Source organism: Georgenia phoenicis, from assembly GCF_047302425.1.
Lineage (GTDB): Bacteria > Actinomycetota > Actinomycetes > Actinomycetales > Actinomycetaceae > Oceanitalea.
Map to the genome: position 1 here is coordinate 587,725 of NZ_CP154855.1, position 26,106 is coordinate 613,830.

Below are 26,106 nucleotides of genomic sequence, written 5' to 3' on the forward strand. Positions count from 1 at the left end.
CGGATACGGTAAGTCCGTGGCACGACGACGCATCGACCCGGGCGAGGGCATGGCTGCGCTGCGCCAGTGGCGCAGCGCGCAGGACGCGGGCGAGCGGGTGCCGGCCGCCGTCGTCCGCACCGCGGTGCGCTTCACCCTGGAGGAGCTCGCGGTGGGCTCGCCGGGCAACTCGGTGGAGGTGCGGGTACCGCCCGCCATGGCCGTCCAGGCCATCGCCGGGCCCCGCCACACGCGCGGCACGCCGCCCAACGTCGTCGAGACCGACATGGAGACCTGGCTGCGCCTCGCCACCGGCCTGACGTCGTGGGAGGAGGCCCGCCGGTCCGGCAGGGTCAGCGCCTCGGGGATCCGCGCGGACCTGTCCGGCGTCCTCCCGCTCATCACCCGGTAGCGGCGCGGGGGTAGGTTGGCGGGGTGAGTAGTCCCGACACGCCCAGCTCCGCCCCGTCACCCGAGGCTGTCCCCGACGCAGACGCGCCGGTCGCGCGCGCCGTCGACGTCGCCGACCCGAGCCGGGTGCGCCGCGCTCCCCGCTACGGAGGCTTCGGCGTCGTCGGCTTCCTGGCCGGCGCCTTGGTCGCCCTCGTGCTGACGTTCCTGCCGATCGGGACGGACACCCTCGAACCGGGCACGCTCTTCCTCCTGCTCCTGCTCGCGACCGGCACCGTCGGGGTCTTCGCCGGCCTCGCCTGGGCGCTCGTCGCCGACCGCCGCTCGCTGCGCCGCCGTGGCCGGGACTGACCGCGGCGTGCCCCTGCGCCAGCTCCACCTCCCGGCCCCACCCGCGCGCGTCGCCGAGTCCCTCGACCGGCTGCGGACCGAGCTCGAGATCCCCGACGGCTTCCCGGCCGAGGCGCTGCGGGAGGCCGAGGAGGCCGCCCGGCGCCCGCTCCCCGCGCTGCCCGACGCCCGCGACCTGCCCCTCGTCACCGTCGACCCGGCCGGCGCCCGCGACCTCGACCAGGCCGTCCACCTCGAGGAGGACGGCGACGGCGTCGTCGTCCACTACGCCATCGCCGACCTCGCCTCCTTCGTCACGCCCGGCGGCGCCCTCGACACCGCCGTCCAGGAGCGCGGCGTCACCGTCTACGGCCCCACCGGCTCCACACCGCTGCACCCCGAGGCGCTCAGCGCCGGCGCCGCGAGCCTCCTGCCCGGCCAGGACCGCCCCGCCTACCTGTGGCGCATCGCCCTCGACGCCGAGGGCGCCGTCACCGGGGCCACCGTCCGCCGCGCCCTGGTCCGCAGCCGCGCGCAGCTGACCTACGAGCAGGTCCAGCGGGTCGTCGACGGCGGCAGCGACGCGGCGGTCCCGGCCACCCTGCCCGGGCTGCTGCGCCGCGTGGGCGAGCTGCGCCTCGCGCGGGAGCGGGCCCGCGGCGGCGTCTCCCTCGAGATCCCCGAGCAGGAGGTCGTCGCGCGCGACGGCGGGTACACCCTCGCCTTCCGCGCCACGCTGCCCGTGGAGGAGTGGAACGCCCAGCTCTCCCTGCTCACCGGCATCTGCGCCGCCGAGATCATGCGCGCGACGGGCGTCGGCATCCTGCGGACCCTCCCGCCCGCCGACCCGCGGGACCTCGCCCGCCTGCGCCGCACCGCCCGCGGCCTGGGCATCGACTGGCCCGCGGAGGTCTCCTACTCCGACCTGCTCCCCGCCCTCGACTCCGCCGTCCCCGCGCACGCCGCCTTCCTCACCGAGGCGACGACGCTCTTCCGCGGCGCCGGCTACGCCGTCCTGGGCGAGGAGGACGACGGTGACACCCGGCACGCCGCCATCGGCGCGCACTACGCGCACGTCACCGCGCCGCTGCGCCGCCTCGTCGACCGCGCCGGCCTCGAGGTCTGCCGCGCCGCCTGCGCGGACGAGCCCGTCCCGGAGTGGGTCCACGAGGCGCTGCCCACCCTGCCCCGGGCCATGGCCCGCAGCACCCAGCGGGCCGGACGCTACGAGCGCGGCGCCGTCGACGCCGTCGAGGCCCTCGTCCTCGAGGCGAGGGTCGGGGAGGAGTTCCGCGGCGTCGTCGTCGAGGTCGACGAGAACGACGACGGCGTGCGCGGCACCGTCCTCATCGCCGAGCCCGCCGTCGAGGCGACCGTCCACGCCCCCGAGCTGCCGCTCGGTGAGCAGGTGGCCGTACGTCTGGACGAGGTCGACGTGCCCACCCGGACGGTGCGCTTCTCACCTGTCTGACCGCCCCCGTCACGCGGGCCGCAGGTGTGGGACCATGCACACGTGCGACGCGGAGACGGACGGCTGAGTCACGACCTGCTCCCGGGGGAGGCCCCTCCCCAGGACGAGTGCGGGGTCTTCGGGGTCTGGGCACCGGGGGAGGAGGTCTCCCGGCTCACGTACTTCGGGATCTACGCCCTCCAGCACCGCGGCCAGGAGTCGGCGGGCATCGCGACGAGCAACGGTGAGCAGCTCCTCGTCTACAAGGACATGGGCCTCGTCTCCCAGGTCTTCGACGACCAGACGCTCTCCGCGCTCCAGGGCCACATCGCCGTCGGGCACGTGCGCTACGCGACGACGGGGGCCAGCGCGTGGGAGAACGCGCAGCCGACCCTCGGCCCGGCGGGCACCGGGACGGTCGCCCTGGGCCACAACGGCAATCTCACCAACACCCGCCAGCTCATGGAGCTCGTCCGGGAGCGCTCCGGCACCGACCTCACGGGTGAGCTCGGACGCGGCAGCTCGACCGACACCGCCGTCATCACCGCCCTCCTCGCCGGGGAGGGCGCCGGCACCGGCTCCCTCGAGGCGACGGCGATGAACGTGCTGCCCCTGCTCGAGGGCGCGTTCTCGCTCGTCTTCATGGACGAGCACTCCCTCTACGCGGCGCGCGACCCGCAGGGCTTCCGGCCGCTCGTCCTGGGCCGCCTCCAGCGCGGCTGGGCGATCGCCTCGGAGACGGCGGCCCTCGACATCGTCGGGGCGACCTTCGTGCGGGAGATCGAGCCGGGCGAGCTCGTCGTCATCGACGAGGACGGCCTGCGCTCCCAGCACTTCGCCAAGCCGCAGCCGCGCGGCTGCGTCTTCGAGTACGTCTACCTCGCGCGCCCCGACACGCAGATCGCCGGCCGCTCGGTCAACGCCGCGCGCAGCGAGATGGGCCGGGCGCTGGCCCGCGAGCACCCCGTCGACGCCGATCTCGTCATCCCTACCCCGGACTCCGGCACCCCGGCCGCGATCGGGTACGCCCAGGAGTCGGGCATCCCCTTCGCGCAGGGCCTGGTGAAGAACGCCTACGTCGGGCGCACCTTCATCCAGCCGACCGACACGATCCGCCAGCTCGGCATCAAGCTCAAGCTCAACCCGCTGCGCGAGGTCATCGAGGGCAAGCGGCTCGTCGTCGTCGACGACTCCATCGTCCGCGGCAACACCCAGCGCGCCCTCGTGCGGATGCTGCGCGAGGCCGGGGCCGCCGAGATCCACGTCCGCATCTCCTCCCCGCCCGTCAAGTGGCCGTGCTTCTACGGCATCGACTTCGCCACCCGGGCCGAGCTCATCGCCAACGGGATGAGCATCGAGGAGATCCGTGCCTCCCTCGGCGCCGACAGCCTCGGCTACATCTCCACCGACGGGATGATCGAGGCCACCGCGGTGCCCCGCGCCCGGCTGTGCACCGCCTGCTTCACCGGCGAGTACCCCGTGCCCGTCGAGGACGCCGAGGCCGCGGCCGAGCGGCGTGACTACCAGGTCCTCCCGCCCCGCCACCCGGGGTCCCTGACGATTGCTGGAGCGCAGTGAGCACCGAGAGCCGTACCCCGATCAGCTACGCCGCCGCCGGCGTCGACACCGAGGCCGGCGACCGCGCCGTCGAGCTGATGAAGGGCGCCCTGCGCGCCACCCACGGGCCGGAGGTCGTCGGCGGCGCCGGCGGCTTCGCCGGCCTCTACGACGCCTCCGCGTTGCGCGAGTACCGCCGCCCGCTGCTTGCCACGTCCACCGACGGCGTCGGCACGAAGGTCGCCATCGCCCAGGCGATGGACGTCCACGACACCATCGGCCACGACCTCGTCGGCATGGTCGTCGACGACATCGTCGTCGTCGGCGCGAAGCCGCTCGTCATGACCGACTACATCGCCTGCGGGCGGGTCGTGCCCGAGCGGATCGCCGACATCGTCCGCGGCATCGCCGAGGCCTGCGCGCTCACCGGCACCGCTCTCGTCGGCGGGGAGACGGCCGAGCACCCCGGCCTCCTCGGCCCGGACGAGTACGACGTCGCCGGTGCCGCGACGGGCGTCGTCGAGGCCGACCGGGTGCTGGGCCCGGAGCGGGTCGAGGAGGGCGACGTCCTCGTCGCCCTCGCCTCCTCCGGCCTGCACGCCAACGGCTACTCCCTGGTCCGGCGCGTGCTCGAGGTCAGCGGCTGGTCGCTGGAGCGTGAGGTCGCCGAGCTCGGCCGCACCGTGGGGGAGGAGCTCCTCGAGCCCACCCGCCTGTACACGCGGCTGTGCCTGGAGCTCGCGCAGGACGACGACCTGCACGCCCTCTCGCACGTCACGGGTGGCGGCCTCGCCGCGAACCTCGCCCGCGTGCTGCCCGCCGGTCTCGTCGGGCACGTCGAGCGCGGCTCGTGGCAGGTGCCGGCCGTCTTCGACGTCGTGCGCCGCCTGGGCCCCGTCGAGTGGGCGGACCTCGAGCAGACGCTCAACCTCGGCGTCGGCATGGTCGCGGTGCTCGCGCCGGCGGCCGCCGAGCAGGCCGTGCGGACCGCGCAGGCGGCCAGCATCGACGCGTGGCAGCTGGGCACGGTCGAGCGCCCCACCGACCAGGACGGCGACGTCGTCACCGGCACCAAGGGCATGCGGGGCGGCGCCGTGCGCATGCACGGCAGCTACCGCAGCTGAGCGCACGGATCAGCCCAGGTCGCCGCGTCCCTCGCGGGGATCGGCGACCTGGGGATCGCTGTCACGCCGTCGCCGTGGGCGACGGTGAACCTAGTCCGAGCGGAGACGCCAGTCGTCGTCATCCTCTGCGGAGGGGATCTCGAAGTCGTGCATGTCCCGGTCATGGCTCTGCGACGCCAGCTCCCTCTCGAGAGCTTGGTAGTCGGTCTCCGGGCTGTAGTACTTCAGCCGGCGAGCGACCTTCGTCTGCTTGGCCTTCTGACGGCCGCGCCCCATGGCGTCGACCCCCTCCAACGTAGAAGAGGGGCAGGCACCGACGGTGTCGATGCGGCCCCAGTTATGTGGTCATGGTTCGTGGTGCCCACGGTACATGGTCGAGCGCCGGTTCGACCATCCGGCCGTGGTGTGGCCCCTCACTACGTGGGAGCCGGCGAGGCGCACCCGGGCCGTCCCGACGTGGGACCATCGTCCGCTTTTCGCCCGATTCGGGCGAGTTAGCGTGATCGTCAGGCGCGTGAGGCGATCCGCGAGCCGTGACGGAACTGAGGTGCATCATGGACGACAACCACCGCGAGGAGACACTTCTGACCCCCGGTGAGGTGGCGGCCCGCTTCCGCGTGGACCCGAAGACGGTCACCCGCTGGGCGAACGCCGGCAAGCTGACGGCGGTGCGGACCCTCGGCGGGCACCGGCGCTACCGGCGCAGCGAGGTCGACGAGCTGCTCCTCGCCAACGGCCTGGGCGCGGAGCAGCCCACCGGCTGAGCGGCTAGTCCGAGCGCCGCGTCGCCAGCTTGGCGACGACGGCGAGCGCCGCCACGCCCGCACCGACGATCCCGATGGCCTTGGGGTCGCCGCCCTTGACGTCGTCCAGGAGGGACTGGGCCTTCGCCCCGGCGCCCTTGGCCGCGTGCTGCGCCGACTCCCGCGTGCGTGCCAGGGCGGCCTTGAGGTTCGACTTCGCGTCCTTGAGCTGCTCGCGCGGGTCGAGCATCGTGCTCAGCTCGTCGACGGAGCTGGCCAGCTCCTGGCGGGTGCGCGCGAGGTCCGCCTCGATCTGCTCGGGCGTGCGCTTCTCCTGGCCGCTCATGAGCTGAGCCCCTTCTTCACTGCGTCGATGTCGGCCTTGAGGTTGGCCTTGGTCTCCTCGGCCGACGGCGTCGGGCCCGCCTGGATCTGCTTCTTGCCCAGGAGGGCGAGGACGCCGGCGATGACGAGAAGCACCACCGCGACGATGAGCGCCGACAGCCACGCCGGCAGCGCTTCGGCCAGGCCCAGCACGGCGGTGGTGAGGAGGAGGGCGAAGGCGAAGAAGCCGAACAGCGCGGCACCGGCGAGCAGGCCCGCGCCGACGCCCACCTTCTTGGCCTTCTCGGTCGCCTTGACCTGGATCAGCTCGAGCTCCCCGCGCAGGATGCGCGAGAACTGGTCGGACACGCGGGCGACCAGCTCGCCGACGGTGGGGCGCCCTGGCGGCTCGTGACCGGTTCCGAAGTGCTGCGGTTCCGCAGTGCTCACGCGACTTCCTCTTTCCCGCGCCGTGGCGCCGTCGTCCTGCTCATGCACGCCCCATGATTGCCGTCAACGGCGTGCGGTGCACCTCGTTGCCTGGCCTGGGTGTGCGGGTGAACGCATTCTGGCAGGCCGGTGAACTCTCGGCGTCTCGGTGAGTGAGACGTTGACTGTGCTGTGGGCCCTGTCACATCATGGGACGGCTTGCCCCTCCGTGCGCCCGACGTTGTGCGCACCCTCACCGCCGGCCCGTGGCCGGAGAAGGAGCACCAGTGAGTCGAGTCCCCCGCAGGTCCACTACTCGCAGTCGAGGGGGTGTGGCCGCCGTCGGGGCGGTCTCGCTCGTCCTCACCCCGCTCGTCGCCGTCACCCCAGCCGCCGCGCTCATGAGCGACGGACCGGTGTTCATCAGCGAGATCCACTACGACAACGCCGGCGACGACGTCGGCGAGGCCATCGAGGTCCAGGCGCCGGCCGGGGCCGACCTCACCGGCTGGCAGATCGTCCTGTACAACGGCGGCAACGGTGCCGTGTACGACACAAAGGAGCTCGACGGCGTCATCGACGACTCCGGCGTCCTCGTCCAGGAGTACCCACAGAACGGCATCCAGAACGGCGAGGCCGACGGCGTCGCTCTCGTCGACGCCGAGGGGGCGCTCGTCGAGTTCCTCTCCTACGAGGGGGTCCTCACGCCGACAGCCGGTCCGGCGGCAGGTGTCACGAGCACCGACATCGGTGTCGCGCAGGGGAGCAACCCGGCCGGCCAGTCGCTCCAGCGGCTCGACGGCGAGTGGATCGGCCCCCACCCCAGCAGCTTCGGCGCGGTGAACACCGCTCCACCGCCGCCGCCTGAGCCCGTGGACGTGACGATCGCCGAGATCCAGGGCTCGGGTGACACGACCCCGTACGACGGGCTGCCGGTCACCACCCGAGGCGTCGTCACGGCGGTCTACCCCGAGGGTGGCTTCAACGGGTTCTACATCCAGACCGCCGGCACCGGAGCGGACCTGGAGAACCACAGCGCCTCGCACGGCATCTTCGTCTACGACCCCGCAAGGGTCGTTGAGGCGCAGGTCGGCACCCTTGTCGAGGTCACCGGCACGGCAGGCGAGTACTTCGACCTCACGCAGTTGACCGACGTGACGTGGACCGTGCTCGGCGAGCCCGCCGAGGCGCCCAAGCCCGCCGCTATCGCCTTCCCCGCTACCGACGAGGAGCGCGAGCGCTACGAGGGCATGCTCGTCGAGCCGCAGGGCGGGTACGTCGTCACCGACACGTACTCGACCAACCGCTACGGCAGCGTCGGTCTCGCCTCCGGTGAGGAGCTGCTCCGCCAGCCCACCGACGTCGGGCGTCCTGGGTCCCCGGAGGCGCAGGCCGCCGTCGCGGACCGCGACGCCCGCGCCGTCACCCTCGACGACGGCTCGAGCTGGGACTACACGGACTTCGACAACGGGGCCCACGAGACCCCGCTCCCGTACCTCAGCACCGAGAGCCCGGTGAGGGTCGGCGCAGCGGTCACCTTCAGCGAGCCGGTGATCCTCGACTACCGCTTCCAGTGGAACTTCCAGCCGACCACCCAGGTGACCGGCGCGAACGACGAGTCGCCGGCCACCTTCGAGAACACCCGCACCGCTGCTCCCGAGGCGGTCGGCGGGGACACGACGATCGCCTCCTTCAACGTCCTCAACTACTTCACGACGCTCGGCACCGACGTCGCGTGCAACAGCACCTACGACGACCGCGAGGGCAACCCGGTCACGAACAACCGCTGCGACCCCCGCGGCGCCTACGACGCGGAGAACTTCGAGCGGCAGCAGGCCAAGATCGTCGCCGCGCTCACGGCGCTGGACGCCGACGTCGTCGCCCTCGAGGAGATCGAGAACTCCCGCCAGTTCAACGACGCCGGTGACCGCGACGTCGCGCTCGGCCGCCTCGTGGACGCCCTCAACGCGGAGGCGGGGGCGCCGGTGTGGGCCTTCGTGCCCTCACCGAGCACCGTCCCCGAGGACGAGGACGTCATCCGCAACGCCTTCATCTACCAGCGTGACGCCGTCACGCCGGTGGGGGAGTCACGGATCCTCGACGTCCCGGCCTTCGACAACGCCCGTGAGCCGCTCGCCCAGCACTTCGCACCGGTCGACGGCGAGGGTGAGGTCGTCGAGGGCGCCGAGACCTTCGTCGCCATCACCAACCACTTCAAGTCGAAGGGCTCCGGGGAGGGCGAGGACGCCGACCAGGGCGACGGCCAGGGCGCGTCGAACCACTCCCGGGTCCTGCAGGCCCAGGCCCTGGCGGCCTTCGCCGACGAGCTCGTGACGGAGCTGGGCACCGAGAACGTCTTCCTCCTCGGTGACTTCAACTCCTACACCCAGGAGGACCCGATGCACGTCCTCTACGACGCCGGGTACATCAACATCGCCCAGGAGAGGACGGAGGAGAGCACCTACCTCTTCGACGGCCTCGTCGGCTCTCTCGACCACGTCCTCGGCAACGAGGCGGCCGAGGGCCTGGTCACCGGCGCGGACATCTGGAACATCAACGCCTACGAGGCGATCGCGCTCGAGTACAGCCGGCGCAACTACAACGTCACGGACCTGTACGACGAGAGCCCGTACCGCTCCAGCGACCACGACCCCGTCATCGTGGGGCTCGACCTGGTCCAGGAGCCGGACACTGTCGACATCAACCTGCTCGCCTTCAACGACTTCCATGGCCGCCTCAACGACTACGTCACCAACCGGCAGACCGGCGTCGTCAGCAACGCGACGCTCTCCTTCGCGGGGACGATCGAGGAGCTGCGCGCCGAGGCGGGAGAGGGCAGCACGCTCCTCCTGTCGTCCGGTGACAACATCGGTGCCTCGCTGTTCACCTCCTCCGTGCAGGAGGACAAGCCGACCATCGACGTCCTCAACGCCCTGGACGTCGCGGTGTCGAACGTCGGCAACCACGAGTTCGACGCCGGCTTCGACAACCTCACCGGCCAGGTCACCGACTGGGCCGACTTCAAGCACCTCGGGGCCAACGTCTACGGCCCGGACGGTGAGCCCGCGCTGCCGGAGTACGACACCTTCGAGGTCGACGGCGTAACCGTCGCGGTCATCGGCGTCGTCACCCAGGAGACACCGACCCTCGTGACCCCCGGCGGTATCGAGGGGCTCACGTTCGGCAACCCGGTCGACGCGGTCAACCGCGTGGCGGGCGAGCTGAGCGAGAGCGGCGCGGCCGACGTCATCGTCGCGTCCTTCCACGAGGGTGCACCGGCCGGCTCCGGCTCGACGCTGGAGGAGCAGGTCGCCACGAGCGAGGTCTTCGCGGGCATCGTCAACGGCACCAGCGCGGACGTGGACGTCATCTTCAACGGCCACACCCACGAGGTCTACGCATGGGACGGCCCGGTGCCCGGGACCGACGGTGCCGCGCTGCGGCCCGTCATCCAGGGCGAGAGCTACGGCACGTACATCTCCCAGGTCGTCCTCACCGTCGACCCCGAGAGCAACGAGGTCGTCGACTACGAGCAGCGGAACGTGCCCATGACCACGGTGCACTACGAGGAGCTGGTCGAGACCTACCCGCGGGTCGAGGAGGTCCAGACGATCCTCGACGCCGCGCTCGCCGAGGCCGAGGAGATCGGCAGCGTCGTCGTCGGCGCGGTGAGCGACGACATCACGACGGCGCACACGACGAACGCCGCGGGCGAGCTCGTCCGCGACGACCGGACGAGGGAGTCCACGCTGGGCAACCTCGTCGCCAACGTCCTGCGGGACAAGCTGAGCGAGGAGCGTCTGGGTGCCGCGGAGATCGGCGTGGTGAACCCCGGTGGGCTGCGCGCCGAGCTGCTCCTCGGCGAGAACGGCGAGATCACCTTCGCCGAGGCCAACGCCGTGCTGCCCTTCGTCAACAACCTCTGGACGGTGACCCTGACGGGCGAGCAGTTCGTCACCATGCTCGAGCAGCAGTGGCAGCCCTCGACGGCGTCCAACCCCTTCCTGCACCTCGGTCTGTCGGACAACGTGTCCTACACCCTGGACCCGGATGCCGAGCCCGGGGAACGGATCACCTCGGTGACGATCGACGGCGCCCCGATCGACCCGGCTGCCGAGTACCGGATCGGCACCTTCTCCTTCCTCGCGCAGGGCGGTGACAACTTCACGGTCTTCCGTGAGGCCACCGACGTGCAGGACACGGGCCTCGTCGACCGGGACGCCTGGATCGAGTACATCGAGGCGAACTCGCCACTCTCCCCGGACTTCGCCCGCCGGTCCACGGTGGTGACGCCGCTGCCCTCCGAGCTGACGGCCGGCCAGCGGGTCTCCTTCGAGGTCAGCCGGCTGGACCTCACCTCACTCGGCAGCCCGGAGAACACCGAGCTCGCCGTCTACCTCGTCGGCGCGGACGGTGAGCGGGGTGCGCCCGTGCACACCGCGCCCGTCACCGACGGCGCGGCCACCGTGACCTTCACCGTGCCGGCCGGCTTGGACGGGGAGTACACGCTGGAGATGGAGGCCGCACCCACCGGCACGACCATCCGGGTGCCCGTCACGGTCGAGGGGGTGCCCGGCCCCGCCCCGGAGCCCCGCTACGGCTTCTTCCTCACCAACGGGTGGGGCGGAGGCGTGGCCGACCACGCCTTCGTCTACGGACGCTTCACCGACGAGGTGCTCGTCGGTGACTGGGACGGCGACGGGCGCGACAGCATCGCGGTGCGCCGGGGCAACCAGTTCTTCGTCAGCAATGCCCCGCGGGGTGGCGCCGCGGAGACGACCTTCACCTACGGGCGTCCCGGCGACGCGGTCCTCGTCGGCGACTGGGACGGCGACGGCGAGGACACCCTCGCGGTCCGCCGCGGCAGGGAGCTCCACGTAAAGAACAGCCTGGTGGGCGGCCCGGCCGACCGCGTCGTCGCCTACGGGCGTCCCGACGACGAGGTGCTCGTCGGTGACTGGGACGGCAACGGCCGCGACACCTTCGCCGTGCGGCGCGGGACGACGTTCTACGTGAAGAACACGATCGCCGGCGGTACCGCCGACATCTCCTTCGCCTACGGCCGCCTCGGCGACGAGGTCCTCGTCGGCGACTGGGACGGCGACGGCGAGGACGCCTTCGCCGTGCGCCGCGGGCGGACCTACTACGTCAACAACGCCCTGCGGGGCGGGGAGGCGTCGCGGGTCATGGCCTACGGCCGGGAGACCGACGAGGCCTTCGCCGGTGACTGGGACGGGGACGGCAGGGACACGATCGGCCTGCGCCGAGTGCCGTAGCCCCAGCACGGAGAAAGCCCCCTCGGAACTTCCCGAGGGGGCTTTCTGCTGTGGCTCCGACCGGCGTCGATCCGGTGACCTTTCGATTTTCAGTCGAACGCTCTACCAACTGAGCTACAGAGCCTGGTGAGCGAAGGCCCGGCCAGTGTTCTGACCGGGCCTTCCGCCGCGACCCCGACGGGACTTGAACCCGCGACCTCCGCCGTGACAGGGCGGCGCGCTAACCAACTGCGCTACGGGGCCTTGTGGTAAGGCTTCCTGCTTGTTCTGCTGTTCGTACCCCCAACGGGATTCGAACCCGTGCTACCGCCGTGAAAGGGCGGGGTCCTAGGCCGCTAGACGATGGGGGCCCGTTCGGACGCCCGTGACGCCGAGGCGCCCCAAGACCTCCATCAGCATAGGGGGAGAAGTGCGCCGGGAGCAAAACGCCTGCGTGTGTCCTGCAGCACGTTGCCGCGGGGCCTGCTCGGGCGCCGGCCGGTGGGCGATGATGGGCTCATGGTCGAGATGTCCCGCGCCGAGTTCGAGGAGGCCGTGAGCGACGGCCTGGACCTCGTGCCGCCCGAGCTCACGGCGCAGATGGACAACGTCGTCGTCCTCGTCGAGGACGAGCCGCCCGCCGACGCCGGGGACCCAGACCTGCTGGGCCTCTACGAGGGGACCCCGCTCACCGAGCGCGACTCCTGGTGGGCGGCCGGCTCCCTCCCGGACCGCATCACGATCTTCCGCGGCCCCACCCTGCGCATGTGCGAGAGCGTTGAGGAGGTCGTCGAGGAGGTCGCGGTGACGGTCGTCCACGAGATCGCCCACCACTTCGGCATCGACGACGAGCGTCTCCACGAGCTGGGCTGGGGCTGACGTGGGCCACGACCACCACACCGCCGGCGCGGGCCACCGCTCACGGCTGCTCGGGGCCTTCCTCGTCACCGCCACCGTCATGGTCGTCGAGGCCGTCGGTGGGTGGCTGTCCGGCTCGCTCGCGCTCCTGGCCGACGCCGGGCACATGCTCTCGGACACCGCCGCGCTCGGCCTGGCGCTCGCCGCCACGTGGATCGCCTCCCGGCCCGCTCGCGGGCGGTGGACCTTTGGCTGGCAGCGGGCCGAGATCCTCGCCGCGCTCGTCAACGGCGTCATCCTGCTCGTCGTCGGCGTCGTCGTCATCGTCGAGGGGGTCGGGCGGTTCGGGACCGAGCCGGAGATCCGGACCGGCCTCATGGTCGTCGTCGGCGTCGTCGGGCTCATCGCCAACCTCGTCTCCCTGCGGCTGCTCAGTGGTGGGCGCGGGGAGAGCCTCAACGTGCGCGGCGCCTACCTCGAGGTGCTCGGGGACCTGCTCGGCTCGGTCGCCGTCCTCGTCGCCGCCGCCGTCATCGCCCTGACCGGGTGGACCCAGGCCGACGCCGTCGCCTCCGTGGCCCTCGGTGCGTTCATCGTCCCGCGCGCACTCCTCCTCCTGCGGGACGTCGCGCGCGTCCTGCTCGAGGCGGCGCCGGAGGACGTGTCCCTCACCGAGCTGCGCGAGCACATGTGCGAGGTCGAGGGGGTCGTCACCGTCCACGACCTCCACGCCTGGACCATCACCTCCGGGGTCCCGGTGGTCTCGGCGCACGTCGTCGTCGAGGACGAGGTGCTCGACCCGGACCGGTTCTGCGTGGTGCTCGACGCGCTCCAGCACTGCCTCGAGGGCCACTTCGACGTCGAGCACTCCACGCTCCAGCTCGAGCCGCGCGGCCACAAGGCGACCGAGGTCCGGCTCCACGACTGACAGCGGCGCGGCATGTCAAGGATGCTTCACGAAAAATGTCAATGACTCTTGACGTTGAGTGTCAAGGTTCCTTAACATCGAGCCATGAGCCCCCGAGCAGTCGCCTCGAGCGGCACGGACAACCCGGTCCGCCGCCGGCGCCGTGAGCAGCGCCTGACGCAGGCCGAGCTCGCGACCGCCGTCGGCGTGAGCAGGCAGACGGTCATCGCCGTGGAGCAGGGCGACTACGCGCCGTCGGTCTACCTCGCGCTGCGGATCGCCCGCGCGCTCGGTTCCACCGTCGAGCAGCTGTTCGCCGAGGACGAGAACACCACCACAGGAGAGGCACGATGATGAAGAGCACCTACGGCGCACGTGACCGGGCGGCCGACCGCCTGCTCGCCCTGGACAGCGCGAGCTACGGCGACGAGCGCGAGCGCGCCGTCTTCATGGAGGCGACGACCTTCGGCTACATGCTGACGATCTACGTCTCCATCGCCGTGGCAGTCGTCACGGCGGTGCTCGGGCAGCTCCTGCTCCCGGTGGTGCTGCTGCTCCTCATCGGGCTGCAGAGCTGGGCGACGGCCTGGTACGCGGAACGCCGCGGGGTGAGGATCAGTGACCTCGCCTTCCGCGCCGAGCCCGCCCTCAAGCGGAACGCCGGCCTCATCGTCTTCGGCGGCATGGCCGTCGTCATCGCCGCCCTCGCCTACACGGTCTTCACCGGCCACGGGCTGCTCGACCTCGGGACCCCCGACCTCGACTCGGGCGCGCTGGCCTCGGGCCTCAGGGGAGGGGTCGTCGGCGGAGGTGCCGGGCTGCTCATCGCCGCCGTCGGCATGGCCGTCCAGTCCCGCCGCAAGGCGCGCGGCGGCGCACCGGCCGAGGACGAGGTCGACGAGGAGGACTGACGACGGCGGCCCAGCGGGGCGCGGTGACCTTCAGTCGTCGGTGATCTCCCCGCTGGGCCGGTCGTCGTTGGCGGTCATCACCGTCCCCGCGCCGACGTCCACCGTCACCGGTGCCGAGCCGCGGCCCTCGAAGCTCGGCAGGACGGTCTCGCCCGGCTCGTCGTACGGAGCGGTGAGCAGGGTGGCGGTGGCCCAGCCGCGGGTGAGGAGATCGTGGTCGGAGCCCGGCTCGTCGCGGGCGTCCACGCCGGAGTACGTGAGCATGACGTGGTGCTTGCCCTTCTCCCTCACCCGGGCCTGGACGGCGCCGAAGCTCGCCAGGCGCGCCGGGCGCAGGCCGCGCAGCTGCTCGACGGGGATGTCGGGGACGTTGACGTTGAGCACGCGCTCCTCGTCCTCGGGCTGCTCGCGCAGCCAGGCGAAGGCGTGCGTGGTCACCAGGCGGGCGGTTGCCCAGTGCTGGGGGTCGGCGGAGGCGATCGACACCGCCAGCGCCGGGATCCCCTGGGTGGCCGCCGAGAAGGCGGCGCCCACCGTCCCCGAGTGGAGGGTTGCCCGGCCGGTGTTGGCGCCGAGGTTGACCCCCGACATGACGAGGTCGGGGCGCTCGCCGAAGGCGCCGTAGGCGGCGACGAAGGCGATGAGGGCGGGGGCGGCCTTGACACCGAAGGAGGGCACGCCGTCGGGCAGACCGGGTGGGCGGGCGTCGACGAGCGCGAGCCGCCCGTCCACCTCCTGCGAGGTGAGCGAGGCGCTAGCCCCCGAGTACTGCCGGTGCGGCGCGGCGACGACGACGTCGCAGCCCGCCTCGAGCGCGACCTCGGCGAGGACGACGAGTCCGGGGGACTTGATGCCGTCGTCGTTGGTGATGAGAACGCGCACGGCTCAGCCCTCCCCGCTCTCGGGGACGGTCTCGATGCCGATGCGCCCGGCGAAGCGCTCGATCTGCTCCCGGCGGCCGGTCCCCAGCCCGCGGCGGGTGACGTTGAGCGCGCCCGCGGCGGCGCCCAGCCGGGCGGCCTCGCCCACGGTGGCGCCCCGGCCGAGCGCGACGGCGACCCCCGCGGTCATCGAGTCGCCCGCGCCGCGGTGGTCGAGCGGCGTGACGACCGGTCCGACGAGCAGCCGGGTCGACTCCGCCGTGACGAGGAGCGTGGGCTCCCCGGCGCGGGAGATGAGCATCGCCTCCACCCCCTGCTCCACCAGCCGCCGCCCCGCCGCCTGGAGCTCCTCGACGGAGTCGCCGGTGGTGAGGCCGGCGGCCTGGAGCTCCTCGTGGCTCATCTTGAGGACCGTCGGCCCTTCGGAGGCGGCTGCCTTCGCGGCGTCACCCGAGAGGTCCGCGACGATCGGCTTGTCCACGCTGCGCACGTCCCGCACCAGCCGGGAGAAGAAGCGGGCGGGCAGCACCCGGTCCGGCTCGGCGCCGGTGAGGACGAGGACATCGGACTCGAGCGCCTCGACGAGGACGGTGCCGTAGAGGTCGTCGAGCTCGTGGCGGGTGAGCTGCGGCGGGACCATGTGGGCGAGGGTCGCGCGGTCGCCGCCGCGGCGGTCGTGGACGTAGGCACCGTTGCCGGCGTTGTACGGGACGGCCCGCACGGTGAGCTTCTCCTCGGAGAGCATGTGGGCCAGCACGGCCCCCACCTCCCCGCCGAAGGGGCCGCACACGGTGACCTCGGCGCCCAGCGAGATCGCCATCCTCGCCACCCACAGGCCCTGGCCGCCCGGGTGCAGGTGGAGGTCGGCGGAGTGCTCGTACTCCTCGTCCTCGCCCGGCTCCACCTCGACCATGAGCAGCGGGGTGGGCGCGAGCACGCACAGCCGGGGCCTGAGCACCGCCTGCTGGTCCATGGCGAGAGCCTAGGACCGGGCAGGACACGGCGCAGGGGATAGGTGCACACTGTGGCGATGGAGGGAACGGCAGGCCGGACGCGCCGCGCCACGGGGGCCCCACCGGTGCGGGTCCTCGAGGGCCAGGCGGGCAGTGACGCCGCCGCGCAGGCGATGCGCGCCTACCTCGCCGAGCTCAGCGACCGCATCGACATCGACCCGTCCTTCGCGCAGGCGGCCGACCCCGCCGAGGTCACCCCGCCGCGCGGGGACTTCATGCTGCTCAGCGAGGTCGCCACGGGCGACGTCGTCGGCTTCGGTGCCGTCCACGTGCTCGAGCCGGGCGTCGTCGAGATCCGCCGCATGTGGCTCAAGCCCGACGTCCGCGGCCACGGCCTGGGCAGGTTCCTCCTGTCCTCCCTGGAGAACCGCGCCCGCTCGCTCGGGGGACGGCGGGTGCTGCTCGGCGTCAACGAGTCGCTCGTCGAGGCCTGCGGGCTCTACGTGGCCGCCGGCTACGAGCCCGTCGAGCCCTACGAGGACAACCCCTATGTGACCCACGTCTTCGGCAAGCAGCTCGTCGTGCAGTCGGGCACGTCGACGTGACTTCCCGGCCGGAGCAGGCGCAAGATGGAGACATGAGCACCGACAACCAGCGCGTGGCGTTCACCAAGGTGGCGCTGAGCGAGGAGGAGTGGCGCGAGCGCCTCTCCCCGAAGGAGTACCACGTCCTGCGCGAGGCAGGTACGGAGCGGCCGGGCACCGGCGAGCTCCTCCACGAGGACCGCGAGGGCGTCTACCGCTGCCGCGGCTGCGGCGCCGAGCTCTTCCGCTCCTCGACGAAGTTCGACGCCCACTGCGGCTGGCCGAGCTTCTTCTCCCCCCAGGACTCCGACGCGGTCACCCTCCTCGAGGACCGCAGCCTGGGCATGGTCCGTACCGAGGTGCGCTGCGCCCGCTGCGACTCCCACCTCGGCCACGTCTTCCCTGACGCGCCGCAGACCCCCACCGGGGACCGCTACTGCATGAACTCCGTGGCGCTGACCTTCGACGCGAGCTGAGACGCTGCCCGTGCTGGTCGTGACGTCGAACATCCAGCACGGGCACCCGCTCGTGGGCGACGGCGGAGCCGCCGAGCGCCTCGCCACCGCCTTCCGTGACCTGCCCGGCGACGTCCTCGCCCTCCAGGAGGTCGACAAGGGCCAGGCCCGCAGCGGCCGCATCGACGAGACGGCGGTCGTCGCCGAGGCGCTCGGCTTCCGCTGGCACCGCTTCGCGGCGGCCTTCGCCGGCTCCACCCGGGGCCTGCGCCGCCGTCCCGTCCCCTCCGACGTCCCCGACGACGCCGGCTACGGCGTCGCCCTCCTCAGCCGCTGGCCGGTGAGCTCCTGGCACGTGCGGCCGCTGCGGCCCGGCCCGGTCCGCGTCGCCCCCGCCGACACCCGCCTGGGCTTCCAGGTGCGGCTCGACCAGCCGCGGGTGCTGCTCGCCGCCGTCGTCCAGGCCCCCTTCGGCCCGGTGACGGTGGGCTGCACGCACCTGTCCGTCGCCCCGCCCGTCGCGCGCCGCCAGCTCGCGGAGTCCGCGTGGGCGCTGCGCACCCTGCCCGGTCCGCACCTCCTCCTCGGCGACCTCAACATGGGCCCCGACGACGCCGCCCGGGTCACTGGCATGCGGGGCCTGGCCCAGGCGGCCACCTTCAGTGCCCGGCGCCCCCGCCGGCAGCTCGACCACGTGCTCGCCGGCCCGGGGTTACGGGCCGCCGGTGAGGCGAGCACGGTCCGGCTGCCGGTGTCGGACCACCTGGCCCTCGCCGTCGGCGTCGAACCGGACTGAGCCCTCTCGGAGTGCGGGCCCTCGGGGCGCGTGCCACGATTCCGGACGAACACCCGGCGTCACCACCATGGTGGCGCCCAGTGAGAGGAAGGAATGCCATGGAGATCATCGGTCTCATCATCTTCGGAGCCGTCATCGGCGCGCTCGCCCGGCTCTTCATGAAGGGCGACCAGAACCTCGGCATCCTGTGGACCATCATCCTCGGTGTGGCGGGTGCCCTCGTCGGCTACTGGCTGGCCGGTGCGCTGGGCGTGGACGACACGGGCGGCATCGACTGGATCCGCTGGGCGATCTCGATCGTGGCCGCGATTCTCTTCATCAGCATCTACCTGGGCATCACGAACAAGGGCGCGACGCGCCGCCGCTGAGCTGATGACAACGCCGGCCGGTCCCCACGGGGGTCGGCCGGCGTCGTCGTGTCTGGGTCAGCGACCGCCGCCGCCCCCGCCACCACCACCGCCACCGGAGAAGCCGCCGCCGCTGCCGCTCGAGCCGGAGCGCCCGGAGGAGCCGGGGGTGGAGGACAGGGTGCGGCTGGCGCTGGAGGAGAAGGAGGACAGCGAGCTGCCGAGGGTGGTGAAGCTGCCGGCGTGGAAGCCCTGCGCGCCGACGTACCAGGTGGGCCGGGAGACCTGCTGCCCCTGCGCCTCGAGCCGCGCGAAGATGTCGGCCCAGCGCTCGGCCACCTCGTAGACGATCGCGTACGGCAGGTACCGGGAGAAGATGTCCTCGCCCTCCTCGAAGCGGAGCTGGTGGGCCTCCGCGGTGGTCAGGTAGAGGCGGAAGCCGCGGGACTGCTCGTGGAGCGCCCGGCCGACGGGGCTGCGCTGCTGCCGCGCCCGGCGGGTCAGTCCCCAGGCCAGCACGAAGGCGGCGACGACGAGGGCGCCCGCCAGGACGAGGATGATCACCGCGGGTCCCGTCGTGGCGAGGCCGGTGACCGCGCTGCCGAGGTTGACGACGACGAGGCCGAGGATGAGCACCCGGAGGAGGGCGATCGTCGACCCCGTCCGGGCCCGGGAGCGTCCGGTGAACAGCTGCGTCACGCCATCGGCGAGCTGGCGGCGGGCGGTGCGCATCGTGCCGGCGAAGGTGTTGCGCAGCTGCGACATCCGCACCTCGCTGCGGCCCGCAAAGATCTTCTCCAGGAGGGTGCGCTCGTAGTCGCGCAGGGCCTCACGCGGCGCGCCGGGCGTCGCGACGAGCAGCCAGTCGTTCGGCTTCCCGCGCCAGCCGGTGCCCGCCTCGCGGATCTGGAGGTAGCCGCGGACGGCGAGGTCGATGAGCGTGGCGGAGATGTGCGTCGTCGTCGCCGACTTCTCGTCGAGGGTGCCGACCTCGCCCGGGCGCAGGTCGTCGGGCGGGGTGAAGCGCACGGCGACGGCCGGCTCGTCGGTCAGCGTCGCGACCCGCGGCGTCGTGCCCGGCGCCGGCATGACACCGGGCGGCAGATCGGCGAAGTGGAGGTCGCGGCCGCGCCGCACGCGGTACACGGCGAGCGCGATCGGCCCGACCAGCGCGAGCGGGGCGAGCCAGGCGACGTTGTCCCGCACGAAGCGGGCGGCGGTGGGGGCGGCGCCGTCGCCTGCCCACAGCAGCGGCTCGGGCGCGCTCTCGAGGATCGGCTCGATCTGCCCGAAGGTGCCGGGCGGGAAGGCGGCCACGACGGTGACACCCGAGCCCGACGGCAGGTGACCGCTCGTGGCGCGCACCTCGCCGCCATCGGCCTCGAGGGAGGCGCACTCGGCGGTCGAGCCGCGGCTGCCCTCGTAGCAGGCGTGGTCGACGACGTCGGCGGGGCCGGTGACAGTGACGGTTGCCTGCTCGATGGGCACGTCCCAGTCGTGACCGGTGGCGTTCCAGTACAGCTCGTCCTGGTCGGCGACGCCGGGCTCGTCGCGGATCGCGTTGAGCGCGCCGTCGACCGTGTAGCGCAGCACGTAGGTCTGCCGGCCGCTGCGGCGGTCGTCGGAGCCGTCGGGGGCGCCGATGTCGACGCGCACGCGGGCGCCCTGGTCGGTGGCCCACACCCCGGCGGGGGCGTTGCTGGGACTGGACGCGGTGAAGCCCCCGTACTCGTAGACGCGGACCAGGTCCGGGTCCGGCGCGTAGTCGAAGCGCGAGTCGAGCATCCGGGTCAGGCCCAGGCCCTCGCGGGTGCCGAAGTCCCAGTCGTAGGTCTCCGTCACCTCCAGCGTCCCGTCCGGGCGGACGTCGATGGCGATGTCGAGCTCCCGGATGACGTCGCCGCTCGCCGCCGTCGCGGCCGAGGGGAGGAGCAGGAGGGGTGCCAGGGAGAGCGCGAGAGCGGCGAGGAGGCGCGGGCCACGAGTCACGGCAGGCCACGCTACCGCGGGGCCGGTCACGTTCCCGGCACGCTGCACCGGGGTAGGGCATACTGGTCAGGTGGGCAGCGCGTCTCCGCGCGCCCGGCGTCGTCGAGTTCGATGCAGCGGTCATCGCTGCGGATCCCGTTACGGCGAACTCCGACCGATCTTCCCGCCCCGAAAGGCACCCTTGACCTCCTTCGCGTCCTTTGACCTGCCCGCGCCCGTCGTCCAGCACCTCAGCGACAGCGGCATCACCGCCCCCTTCCCCATCCAGTCCGCCACGCTGCCCGACACGCTCAGCGGCCGTGACGTCCTCGGCCGCGGCCGGACCGGCTCGGGCAAGACCCTCGCCTTCTCCCTGCCGCTCGTCACCCGCCTCGCGGGCCGCCGCCGCACCCCCAAGCGCCCCACCGGCCTCGTCCTCGTGCCGACGCGCGAGCTCGCCAACCAGGTCAACGCCGTCGTCGAGCCGCTCGCGACCTCCCTCGGCCTGGTGACGACGACGATCTTCGGCGGCGTCAACCAGACCCGCCAGGTCAACGCGCTGCGCTCCGGCGTCGACATCGTCATCGCCTGCCCGGGCCGCCTCGAGGACCTCCTCGGCCAGGGCGCCCTCACCCTCGACGACGTGCAGATCACCATCCTCGACGAGGCCGACCACATGGCCGACCTCGGCTTCCTGCCCGGCGTCAAGCGGATCATGGACCGCACGCCGCGCACCGGCCAGCGCATGCTCTTCTCCGCGACGCTGGACAACGGCGTCGACGTCCTCGTCAAGCGCTACCTCAGCGACCCGCTGCACCACTCGGTCGACAGCGCCGAGTCGCCCGTGGCGGCGATGACCCACCACGTGCTCGCGGTCTCCGGCGCGGAGGACAAGAAGGACGTCGTCCAGGCCCTCGCCTCCGGCACCGGCAAGCGGGTGCTCTTCACGCGTACCAAGCACCAGGCCAAGCGCCTGGCCAAGCAGCTGACGGCGGCCGGCGTGCCCGCCGTCGACCTCCACGGCAACCTCACCCAGCCGGCACGCGAGCGCAACCTCGCGGCCTTCTCCTCCGGGACGGTCCGTGTCCTCGTCGCCACGGACATCGCGGCGCGTGGCATCCACGTCGACGACGTCGAGCTCGTCGTCCACGTCGACCCGCCGGCCGAGCACAAGGCCTACCTGCACCGCTCGGGCCGCACCGCCCGCGCCGGCTCCGGCGGCGACGTCGTGACGATCATGCTCCCCGAGCAGGCCGGTGACATGCGCACGCTGACCCGCCAGGCGAAGATCTCGGCCAAGCCGGTGCGCGTGCGTCCCGGTGACCCGGTGATCGCCGAGCTCGTCGGCGAGGTCGCTCCGCTCGTGTCCGCGGCTGAGGCCGCGGCGACGGTGCCCAGTGCGCCGCAGCAGCAGCGCGCCGCGGGTGGCGGCAGCGGTCGCCGTCGTGGCGGGCGTGGCCGCAGCTCGGGTGCCGGCACCGGGCGCTCCGGCGGCCAGGGCGGCGCGGCGCGGTCGGCCGGCTCCGGCGGTTCGGGCTCCGGTGCACCGCGCGGCGGCAGCCGGGGTGGTGCCAAGGCCGGCTCGGGCCGCGGCGCCGGCTCGCGCGCCGTCTACTCCTCCACGACCGGGCAGGCCCCGGTCGACTCCCGCGGCACGGGTGGCCAGAGTGGTGGCCGCAGCCGCGGCGGCCGCCGCGCCACGTCCGGCGTCCGCAGCGTCTGACTTCCCCGAGTACGCACGAACCGTCACCCTGGAGCGCCCGACGGGCCTCCGGCGTGACGGTTCGTGCGTACTCGGCTACTTCTGGTTCTTGCGGTTGCGGGCCTTGGCCAGCAGCTCCTTGGCCTTGCGCTGGTTCTCGGGCTTTGCGGCCTCCCGCTGGACGATCTGCAGCGCCTTCAGGGCGATGCCACCGCGAATGGCCTTGCGCAGGAATCCCATCGTGCCCTCCTCGTGTCGGGGCACGAACGTACGAGGCGGTGCGCGGGGCTGCCAGCCGAACGGGCTAGGACCGCAACGACGACCCGGCGTCCGTCGCGTCGCGGGCCAGGTGCAGCTCCACCACGTCCGGGTGCGCGACGCGGACCTCGTCGCGCGGGTGGAAGGTCAGGGACTGCTCGTCGGTCACCACCACGACGTCCTGGCCGTCGCGACGGACCTCCCGGACGCGGTACAGCCGCTCCCCGCGCGGACCCACGCCCACGAGCACGTCGCCCCGGCCGAGGGCCTGGGCGAGCTTCACCGTGCTCTCGTAGGTCTCGATGGTCATCACCTGGTCCGCTGGCCGCGTGGGCCATCCTGTGGGCTGGGTTGTTCCAGCATGCAGCAGGACCGGCGGGCCTGCCTCTGGTGGGCCCCGTGGGACTCGAACCCACAACCTACGGATTAAAAGTCCGCTGCTCTGCCCATTGAGCTAGAGGCCCCGGATGTGCGGTGCAGGACCGTGCCGGCCGACCGCACATCGGCAGAGGCCAGACTACGCGGACGAGCAGACCAGCCAGTTCCACGAACGGGGGTGAGGCGCGCGAGGCGTCAGTCTGATTCACCCACTGGATCAGACTGACGGGTGCCGAGCGCGGTCCCGGATGGCTGAGTCATGAGGCGTCGGCGGCGTCGTCGACCACGAGAACTGGGGTCAGCGGGATGCGTGATCGCCAGCGTCCGCCCAGTGTCGCGTAGTAGCGGAGCACCAGGTCGACGACGTCCTCCCCGCTGAGGAGGCGCAGGCTGCTCGTCGTGCGTTCGATCGCGCGTGCGTCGCTGCCGTAACCAGTCACGACCGCGGCTGCGCGCGTCGCTTCTGGGCAGGGAGCGTCTTCTCCACTGACCGGGCGTCCCAGGTTGCGGCAAGCCGTTTCCCTGCGCACCGTAGAGGTGACCGGCTCCACCGAGGAGGAATCATGCTGAGCCTCACCGACAACGCCAAGGCGGCCATCACGGGGATCACCTCCCAGTCCGGCCTGCCGAAGTCCGGGGGCGTGCGGATCTCGCTGGCGCCGGACGCCGACCAGGTGGAGATGGCCCTGTCCCCGCAGCCCGAGCGGGGCGACGACGTCATCGACATCGACGGCGCGCGCGTCTTCGTCGAGGAGGCCGCCTCCCCGCTCCTTGCCGAGCACCTGCTCGACGCCGAGACCGGACCGGACGGCGTCGGCTTTGCGCTCCGCAAGGCGAGCTGACCCAGCGCAGTGGACGGTCGCGAGCGGCCCCGCCGGCCCGCTATTCTCGACAGCAAGGACGCCGAGCTCATCTGGGGCGACTCGGACCCCGCGCTCGCCTCCGAGGCCGCCCACGCGACGGCGAGCGCCGTCCTCCACGGCCCCGGTACGGACGAGGACCACCTCGCCGAGCGGGTGGGCGCGATCATCGACGCCGAGGGCCTGGACGAGATTGCCGGCCTGTGGTCGCGCAGCCCGGCCACCACCCTGCCCGGCGCGCTGTGGCGCCTCTACCTCCTGCGGGCCTGGCTCGAGCGCGACCCCGAGACGATCACCATGCGCTTCCGCGCCGGCAGCGCCGAGACGGGCCCGGGGCCGACGGACCCCGACGGCGGCCCCAGGGACGCCCACGTCGCCCCGCAGCCGCCCGTCCTCGACGAGCTGCTCGCCCAGCTCTTCGCCGGCACCGGTGAGACGGACCTCGCCGACCTCCTCGAGCAGAGCGCCGCGTTCCTGCGGGTGCTCTCCGACGGCGCGGCGAGCGACCCGCGCTGGCACACCCACGACGACGCCGCAGCCGGGCCCGTCACGCGCCGTCCGCACGCGCTCGCGGCCACCGCGGACGAGCTCACCGCTGCCGCCGCCCGTGCGCGGGCGGGCCGGCTCGACTGACTACCGGCGCCTGGCGCGCAGCGCCCGGGCGAGCACGAGCACGGTGATCGCGCCGACGATCTGCCCACCGAGGATGACCCGGTTGAGGTCGAGCGCCGGCTGCCACCGCACGACGCCGTCGCGCACCGTGTACACACCGACGGGCTTGGCACGGACCCCGAAGCCCCCGCCGCCGCCCGCGCCCTCCCTGCTCTCCGCCATCGCGCCGGTCCCGTACCCCATGCCGCTGCCGCCGACGACCTTCGCGACCGGAATGACGAGCGTGCCGCCCGTCTCGTAGGCCTCCCCGAAGACCCGGCGCACGTGCAGGGCGTCGCCCGCCGTGTCGACGGGGCGGTTCGCGGGTGTCTCGTCCATGACCAGCCTCTCCTCGGTGAGGGGCCAGTACATCGCGGACCGCGAACGAGCGGAAGAGGGCCGGGCGCCCGCGTGCCGCACGGGGAAAGCGTCTCGTAGCATCGGTCGGGTCGGTCCGTCCGGGCCGGACCGTCGTGAGGAGGATCCATGGAGCGCAAGCACCGCCGCCCGGCGATGCTCGACGCGCAGACCGCCGAGCGCATCGTCGGGGACGTCGACCCGGCCCTGCGCTCGCAGGCCGCGCACACGACCGCGGCCGTCCTCGTCCGACGCGGGCGCGCCGGCTCGGAGGACCCCGAGCTCGTCTCTCGCCTCGTCTCGCTCGTCGACACCCAGGGCCTGGACACCATCGCCGAGCTGTGGGCGGAGAGCCCCTCGACCACCCTGCCCGGCGCCCTGTGGCGCCTCTACGTCATGCGCGAGTGGGTGCGGGCCGACCCGTCGCGGATCGCCGACCGCTTCGCCCTCGGCCGCCACCGCGCCGAGGTGGCCGGCGTCATCGCGGGCGTCGTCGAGCCGCCCGGGCCCACCGACGTCGCGCACCTCGCCGACGCCGTCCTCGCGGGCGTCTACGAGGGCGACCTCGACGTCGCCCTCGACCGTGCCGCCGCCTTCGTCCGCGTCGTGGCCACCGGAGCGGCCCTCGACGCCGACTCGCTCGACGACGAGGACCTCGCCGGGGGCCTCACCCGCAGGGCCTCCGCGCTGCTGCGCACCGCGGAGGAGCTCGAGCACGCCGCCGAAATGTGGCGCGTCGGGACGCTGGACTGATGGCCGCGCAGGCCGGCACGGGCCTCACCGGCCCCGCGACCCCCGCCACCGTCCTCGGCCTCGCCTCTGCGGCGGAGGCGGCCGACGGCGTCGCCCCCCTCAACGAGCAGAGCGTCCTCGCCGTGCGCCACGGCTCCGGCGGCTACCGCCACCACTGGCTCGCCGACGGCGCGGACCTGCTCGGCTACGCCGTCGTCGACGGCGAGGGCAGCGGCGAGCTGTGCGTCCACCCCGACCACCGCCGTCGGGGCCTGGGACGGCGACTGCTCGCCACCGTGCTCGACGACGTCCCCTCCGTCGCCCTGTGGGCGCACGGCGACCTGCCCGGCGCCCAGGCCCTGGCCCGCGCCGCCGGGCTACGCGTCACCCGCGAGCTGTGGCAGATGGGCCGCGAGCTCGGCGCCGACGACGCGGCGGTGCGGCCCGCGCCGGAGGGCGTGGAGGTCCGGACCTTCGCCGTCGGGCAGGACGAGGCGGCGTGGGTCGAGCTCAATGCCGCCGCCTTCGCCGACCACCCCGAGCAGGGGCGGCTCACCGTCGCCGACCTGCGCCAGCGCGAGGACGAGCCGTGGTTCGACCCCACGCTCCTGTGGCTGGCCCACGAGGCCGGGCGCCCGCAGGCGCTGCTCGCGTCGATGTGGGTCAAGCCCGAGGGCGGGGACGCCGAGATCTACGCCCTCGGCGTCGCGCCGCGGGCGCAGGGCCGCGGGCTCGGCGGGTGGTTGACGGCGCTCGCGCTGGACGAGATGCGCCGGCGCGGGTTCCGCCGCACCACCCTCTACGTCGAGGGTGACAACACGGCCGCGATCCGCACCTACCGGCGAGCCGGGTACGAGCGGGTCTCGCTCGACGTTCAGTACGCGCGCTGAGGTGGCAGCATGGCCC

Annotated in this window: 30 protein-coding genes and 4 tRNA genes; 20 read left to right on the forward strand and 14 right to left on the reverse strand. The window is 73.0% G+C overall.

The features are described 5' to 3' along the window. Positions 1 to 49: 49 nt before the first annotated feature. The 5 genes from AA0005_RS02925 to purM are packed head-to-tail and all read left to right on the forward strand — an operon-like array spanning position 50 to position 4,851. Positions 50 to 391, forward strand: coding sequence for a sterol carrier family protein (locus AA0005_RS02925; RefSeq protein WP_413453054.1), 342 nt, complete (start codon positions 50 to 52; stop codon positions 389 to 391). Positions 392 to 414: 23 nt separating this feature from the next. After that, positions 415 to 741, forward strand: coding sequence for a histidine kinase (locus AA0005_RS02930; RefSeq protein ID WP_413451936.1), 327 nt, complete (start codon positions 415 to 417; stop codon positions 739 to 741). Beyond that, a complete protein-coding gene (locus AA0005_RS02935) occupies positions 728 to 2,191 on the forward strand; it encodes an RNB domain-containing ribonuclease (RefSeq protein WP_413451937.1) in 1,464 nt (487 codons plus the stop codon). Before AA0005_RS02930 ends, AA0005_RS02935 begins: the two co-directional genes overlap by 14 nt. A gap of 42 nt (positions 2,192 to 2,233) precedes the next feature. Then, on the forward strand, positions 2,234 to 3,748 hold the full coding sequence (gene purF / locus AA0005_RS02940) for an amidophosphoribosyltransferase (RefSeq protein ID WP_413451938.1): 1,515 nt from the start codon (positions 2,234 to 2,236) through the stop codon (positions 3,746 to 3,748). Continuing rightward, a complete protein-coding gene (gene purM, locus AA0005_RS02945; protein WP_413451939.1) occupies positions 3,745 to 4,851 on the forward strand; it encodes a phosphoribosylformylglycinamidine cyclo-ligase in 1,107 nt (368 codons plus the stop codon). The genes purF and purM overlap by 4 nt, the downstream gene beginning before the upstream one ends. 90 nt (positions 4,852 to 4,941) lie before the next feature. Here purM and AA0005_RS02950 read toward each other — a convergent pair whose 3' ends face one another. After that, a complete protein-coding gene (locus AA0005_RS02950; RefSeq protein ID WP_110853207.1) occupies positions 4,942 to 5,127 on the reverse strand; it encodes a DUF3073 domain-containing protein in 186 nt (61 codons plus the stop codon). A 278-nt stretch (positions 5,128 to 5,405) separates the two neighbouring features. Between AA0005_RS02950 and AA0005_RS02955 the strand changes: the two genes are divergently transcribed. Next, positions 5,406 to 5,615 carry a BldC family transcriptional regulator gene (locus AA0005_RS02955; protein WP_413451940.1) on the forward strand — a complete coding sequence of 70 codons (210 nt, stop codon included), beginning with the start codon at positions 5,406 to 5,408 and terminating at the stop codon, positions 5,613 to 5,615. A gap of 4 nt (positions 5,616 to 5,619) precedes the next feature. Here the strand turns inward: AA0005_RS02955 and AA0005_RS02960 are convergent, their stop codons facing one another. Both AA0005_RS02960 and AA0005_RS02965 read right to left on the reverse strand, forming a co-directional pair. After that, positions 5,620 to 5,940, reverse strand: coding sequence for a DUF3618 domain-containing protein (locus AA0005_RS02960; protein ID WP_413451941.1), 321 nt, complete (start codon positions 5,938 to 5,940; stop codon positions 5,620 to 5,622). Then, positions 5,937 to 6,368 (reverse strand): phage holin family protein, encoded by a 432-nt coding sequence (locus AA0005_RS02965; protein WP_413451942.1) that lies wholly within the window; start codon positions 6,366 to 6,368, stop codon positions 5,937 to 5,939. The genes AA0005_RS02960 and AA0005_RS02965 overlap by 4 nt, the downstream gene beginning before the upstream one ends. 311 nt (positions 6,369 to 6,679) lie before the next feature. On the opposite strand from AA0005_RS02965, the gene AA0005_RS02970 reads away from it, so the two are divergent. Next, positions 6,680 to 11,623 carry an ExeM/NucH family extracellular endonuclease gene (locus AA0005_RS02970; protein WP_413451943.1) on the forward strand — a complete coding sequence of 1,648 codons (4,944 nt, stop codon included), beginning with the start codon at positions 6,680 to 6,682 and terminating at the stop codon, positions 11,621 to 11,623. Between the two features lie 51 nt (positions 11,624 to 11,674). On the opposite strand, the gene AA0005_RS02975 is transcribed toward AA0005_RS02970, so the two are convergent. The 3 genes from AA0005_RS02975 to AA0005_RS02985 form a co-directional block, all read right to left on the reverse strand. After that, a tRNA-Phe gene (locus AA0005_RS02975) sits at positions 11,675 to 11,747 on the reverse strand. 45 nt (positions 11,748 to 11,792) lie between these two features. After that, positions 11,793 to 11,866: transfer RNA gene (locus AA0005_RS02980), tRNA-Asp, on the reverse strand. 34 nt (positions 11,867 to 11,900) lie between these two features. After that, a tRNA-Glu gene (locus AA0005_RS02985) sits at positions 11,901 to 11,973 on the reverse strand. A gap of 148 nt (positions 11,974 to 12,121) precedes the next feature. On the opposite strand from AA0005_RS02985, the gene AA0005_RS02990 reads away from it, so the two are divergent. From AA0005_RS02990 to AA0005_RS03005, 4 genes are all read left to right on the forward strand, one after another. Further along, positions 12,122 to 12,481, forward strand: a complete 360-nt coding sequence (locus tag AA0005_RS02990) for a metallopeptidase family protein (RefSeq protein ID WP_152188512.1) — start codon at positions 12,122 to 12,124, stop codon at positions 12,479 to 12,481. Between the two features lies 1 nt (position 12,482). Further along, positions 12,483 to 13,388, forward strand: coding sequence for a cation diffusion facilitator family transporter (locus tag AA0005_RS02995; protein ID WP_413451944.1), 906 nt, complete (start codon positions 12,483 to 12,485; stop codon positions 13,386 to 13,388). Between the two features lie 84 nt (positions 13,389 to 13,472). Next, positions 13,473 to 13,721 carry a helix-turn-helix transcriptional regulator gene (locus AA0005_RS03000; RefSeq protein WP_413451945.1) on the forward strand — a complete coding sequence of 83 codons (249 nt, stop codon included), beginning with the start codon at positions 13,473 to 13,475 and terminating at the stop codon, positions 13,719 to 13,721. Then, on the forward strand, positions 13,718 to 14,278 hold the full coding sequence (locus tag AA0005_RS03005) for a hypothetical protein (RefSeq protein ID WP_413451946.1): 561 nt from the start codon (positions 13,718 to 13,720) through the stop codon (positions 14,276 to 14,278). Before AA0005_RS03000 ends, AA0005_RS03005 begins: the two co-directional genes overlap by 4 nt. Positions 14,279 to 14,308: 30 nt before the next feature. On the opposite strand, the gene surE is transcribed toward AA0005_RS03005, so the two are convergent. Continuing rightward, a complete protein-coding gene (gene surE / locus AA0005_RS03010) occupies positions 14,309 to 15,160 on the reverse strand; it encodes a 5'/3'-nucleotidase SurE (RefSeq protein ID WP_413451947.1) in 852 nt (283 codons plus the stop codon). 3 nt (positions 15,161 to 15,163) lie between these two features. After that, the gene (locus AA0005_RS03015; protein WP_413451948.1) at positions 15,164 to 16,132 is read right to left on the reverse strand and encodes a 1-phosphofructokinase family hexose kinase; all 969 of its coding nucleotides are present in this window, start codon (positions 16,130 to 16,132) and stop codon (positions 15,164 to 15,166) included. 57 nt (positions 16,133 to 16,189) lie between these two features. On the opposite strand from AA0005_RS03015, the gene AA0005_RS03020 reads away from it, so the two are divergent. The 4 genes from AA0005_RS03020 (at position 16,190) to AA0005_RS03035 (ending at position 18,315) form a co-directional block, all read left to right on the forward strand. Then, positions 16,190 to 16,717 (forward strand): GNAT family N-acetyltransferase, encoded by a 528-nt coding sequence (locus AA0005_RS03020; RefSeq protein WP_413451949.1) that lies wholly within the window; start codon positions 16,190 to 16,192, stop codon positions 16,715 to 16,717. A gap of 32 nt (positions 16,718 to 16,749) precedes the next feature. After that, a complete protein-coding gene (gene msrB, locus AA0005_RS03025) occupies positions 16,750 to 17,172 on the forward strand; it encodes a peptide-methionine (R)-S-oxide reductase MsrB (protein ID WP_413451950.1) in 423 nt (140 codons plus the stop codon). 19 nt (positions 17,173 to 17,191) lie between these two features. Beyond that, positions 17,192 to 17,947 (forward strand): endonuclease/exonuclease/phosphatase family protein, encoded by a 756-nt coding sequence (locus AA0005_RS03030; protein ID WP_413451951.1) that lies wholly within the window; start codon positions 17,192 to 17,194, stop codon positions 17,945 to 17,947. A gap of 98 nt (positions 17,948 to 18,045) precedes the next feature. Further along, positions 18,046 to 18,315 carry a GlsB/YeaQ/YmgE family stress response membrane protein gene (locus AA0005_RS03035; RefSeq protein WP_413451952.1) on the forward strand — a complete coding sequence of 90 codons (270 nt, stop codon included), beginning with the start codon at positions 18,046 to 18,048 and terminating at the stop codon, positions 18,313 to 18,315. Between the two features lie 57 nt (positions 18,316 to 18,372). Here AA0005_RS03035 and AA0005_RS03040 read toward each other — a convergent pair whose 3' ends face one another. Beyond that, the gene (locus AA0005_RS03040; RefSeq protein WP_413451953.1) at positions 18,373 to 20,283 is read right to left on the reverse strand and encodes a DUF2207 domain-containing protein; all 1,911 of its coding nucleotides are present in this window, start codon (positions 20,281 to 20,283) and stop codon (positions 18,373 to 18,375) included. 181 nt (positions 20,284 to 20,464) lie between these two features. On the opposite strand from AA0005_RS03040, the gene AA0005_RS03045 reads away from it, so the two are divergent. Then, positions 20,465 to 21,985 (forward strand): DEAD/DEAH box helicase, encoded by a 1,521-nt coding sequence (locus tag AA0005_RS03045; RefSeq protein WP_413451954.1) that lies wholly within the window; start codon positions 20,465 to 20,467, stop codon positions 21,983 to 21,985. A 75-nt stretch (positions 21,986 to 22,060) separates the two neighbouring features. On the opposite strand, the gene AA0005_RS03050 is transcribed toward AA0005_RS03045, so the two are convergent. From AA0005_RS03050 to AA0005_RS03065, 4 genes are all read right to left on the reverse strand, one after another. After that, complete coding sequence (locus tag AA0005_RS03050) at positions 22,061 to 22,204, reverse strand: hypothetical protein (RefSeq protein ID WP_413451955.1); 144 nt, start codon at positions 22,202 to 22,204, stop codon at positions 22,061 to 22,063. A 64-nt stretch (positions 22,205 to 22,268) separates the two neighbouring features. Beyond that, complete coding sequence (locus AA0005_RS03055) at positions 22,269 to 22,532, reverse strand: hypothetical protein (protein ID WP_413451956.1); 264 nt, start codon at positions 22,530 to 22,532, stop codon at positions 22,269 to 22,271. A 78-nt stretch (positions 22,533 to 22,610) separates the two neighbouring features. Continuing rightward, positions 22,611 to 22,686: transfer RNA gene (locus tag AA0005_RS03060), tRNA-Lys, on the reverse strand. A gap of 171 nt (positions 22,687 to 22,857) precedes the next feature. Beyond that, positions 22,858 to 23,040, reverse strand: a complete 183-nt coding sequence (locus AA0005_RS03065) for a hypothetical protein (protein WP_413451957.1) — start codon at positions 23,038 to 23,040, stop codon at positions 22,858 to 22,860. A gap of 123 nt (positions 23,041 to 23,163) precedes the next feature. On the opposite strand from AA0005_RS03065, the gene AA0005_RS03070 reads away from it, so the two are divergent. Both AA0005_RS03070 and AA0005_RS03075 read left to right on the forward strand, forming a co-directional pair. Next, positions 23,164 to 23,442, forward strand: coding sequence for a hypothetical protein (locus tag AA0005_RS03070; RefSeq protein WP_413451958.1), 279 nt, complete (start codon positions 23,164 to 23,166; stop codon positions 23,440 to 23,442). Positions 23,443 to 23,451: 9 nt separating this feature from the next. After that, positions 23,452 to 24,093: a hypothetical protein gene (locus tag AA0005_RS03075; protein ID WP_413451959.1), complete on the forward strand. Its 642-nt coding sequence runs from the start codon at positions 23,452 to 23,454 to the stop codon at positions 24,091 to 24,093. Here AA0005_RS03075 and AA0005_RS03080 read toward each other — a convergent pair whose 3' ends face one another. Next, positions 24,094 to 24,450 (reverse strand): spore germination protein GerW family protein, encoded by a 357-nt coding sequence (locus AA0005_RS03080; protein ID WP_413451960.1) that lies wholly within the window; start codon positions 24,448 to 24,450, stop codon positions 24,094 to 24,096. It abuts the gene before it with no gap. Between the two features lie 147 nt (positions 24,451 to 24,597). Here AA0005_RS03080 and AA0005_RS03085 point away from each other — a divergent pair, with 147 nt between their 5' ends. Next, positions 24,598 to 25,221, forward strand: coding sequence for a hypothetical protein (locus AA0005_RS03085; RefSeq protein ID WP_413451961.1), 624 nt, complete (start codon positions 24,598 to 24,600; stop codon positions 25,219 to 25,221). Further along, on the forward strand, positions 25,221 to 26,090 hold the full coding sequence (mshD, locus tag AA0005_RS03090; RefSeq protein ID WP_413451962.1) for a mycothiol synthase: 870 nt from the start codon (positions 25,221 to 25,223) through the stop codon (positions 26,088 to 26,090). The genes AA0005_RS03085 and mshD overlap by 1 nt, the downstream gene beginning before the upstream one ends. Positions 26,091 to 26,106: the final 16 nt, after the last annotated feature.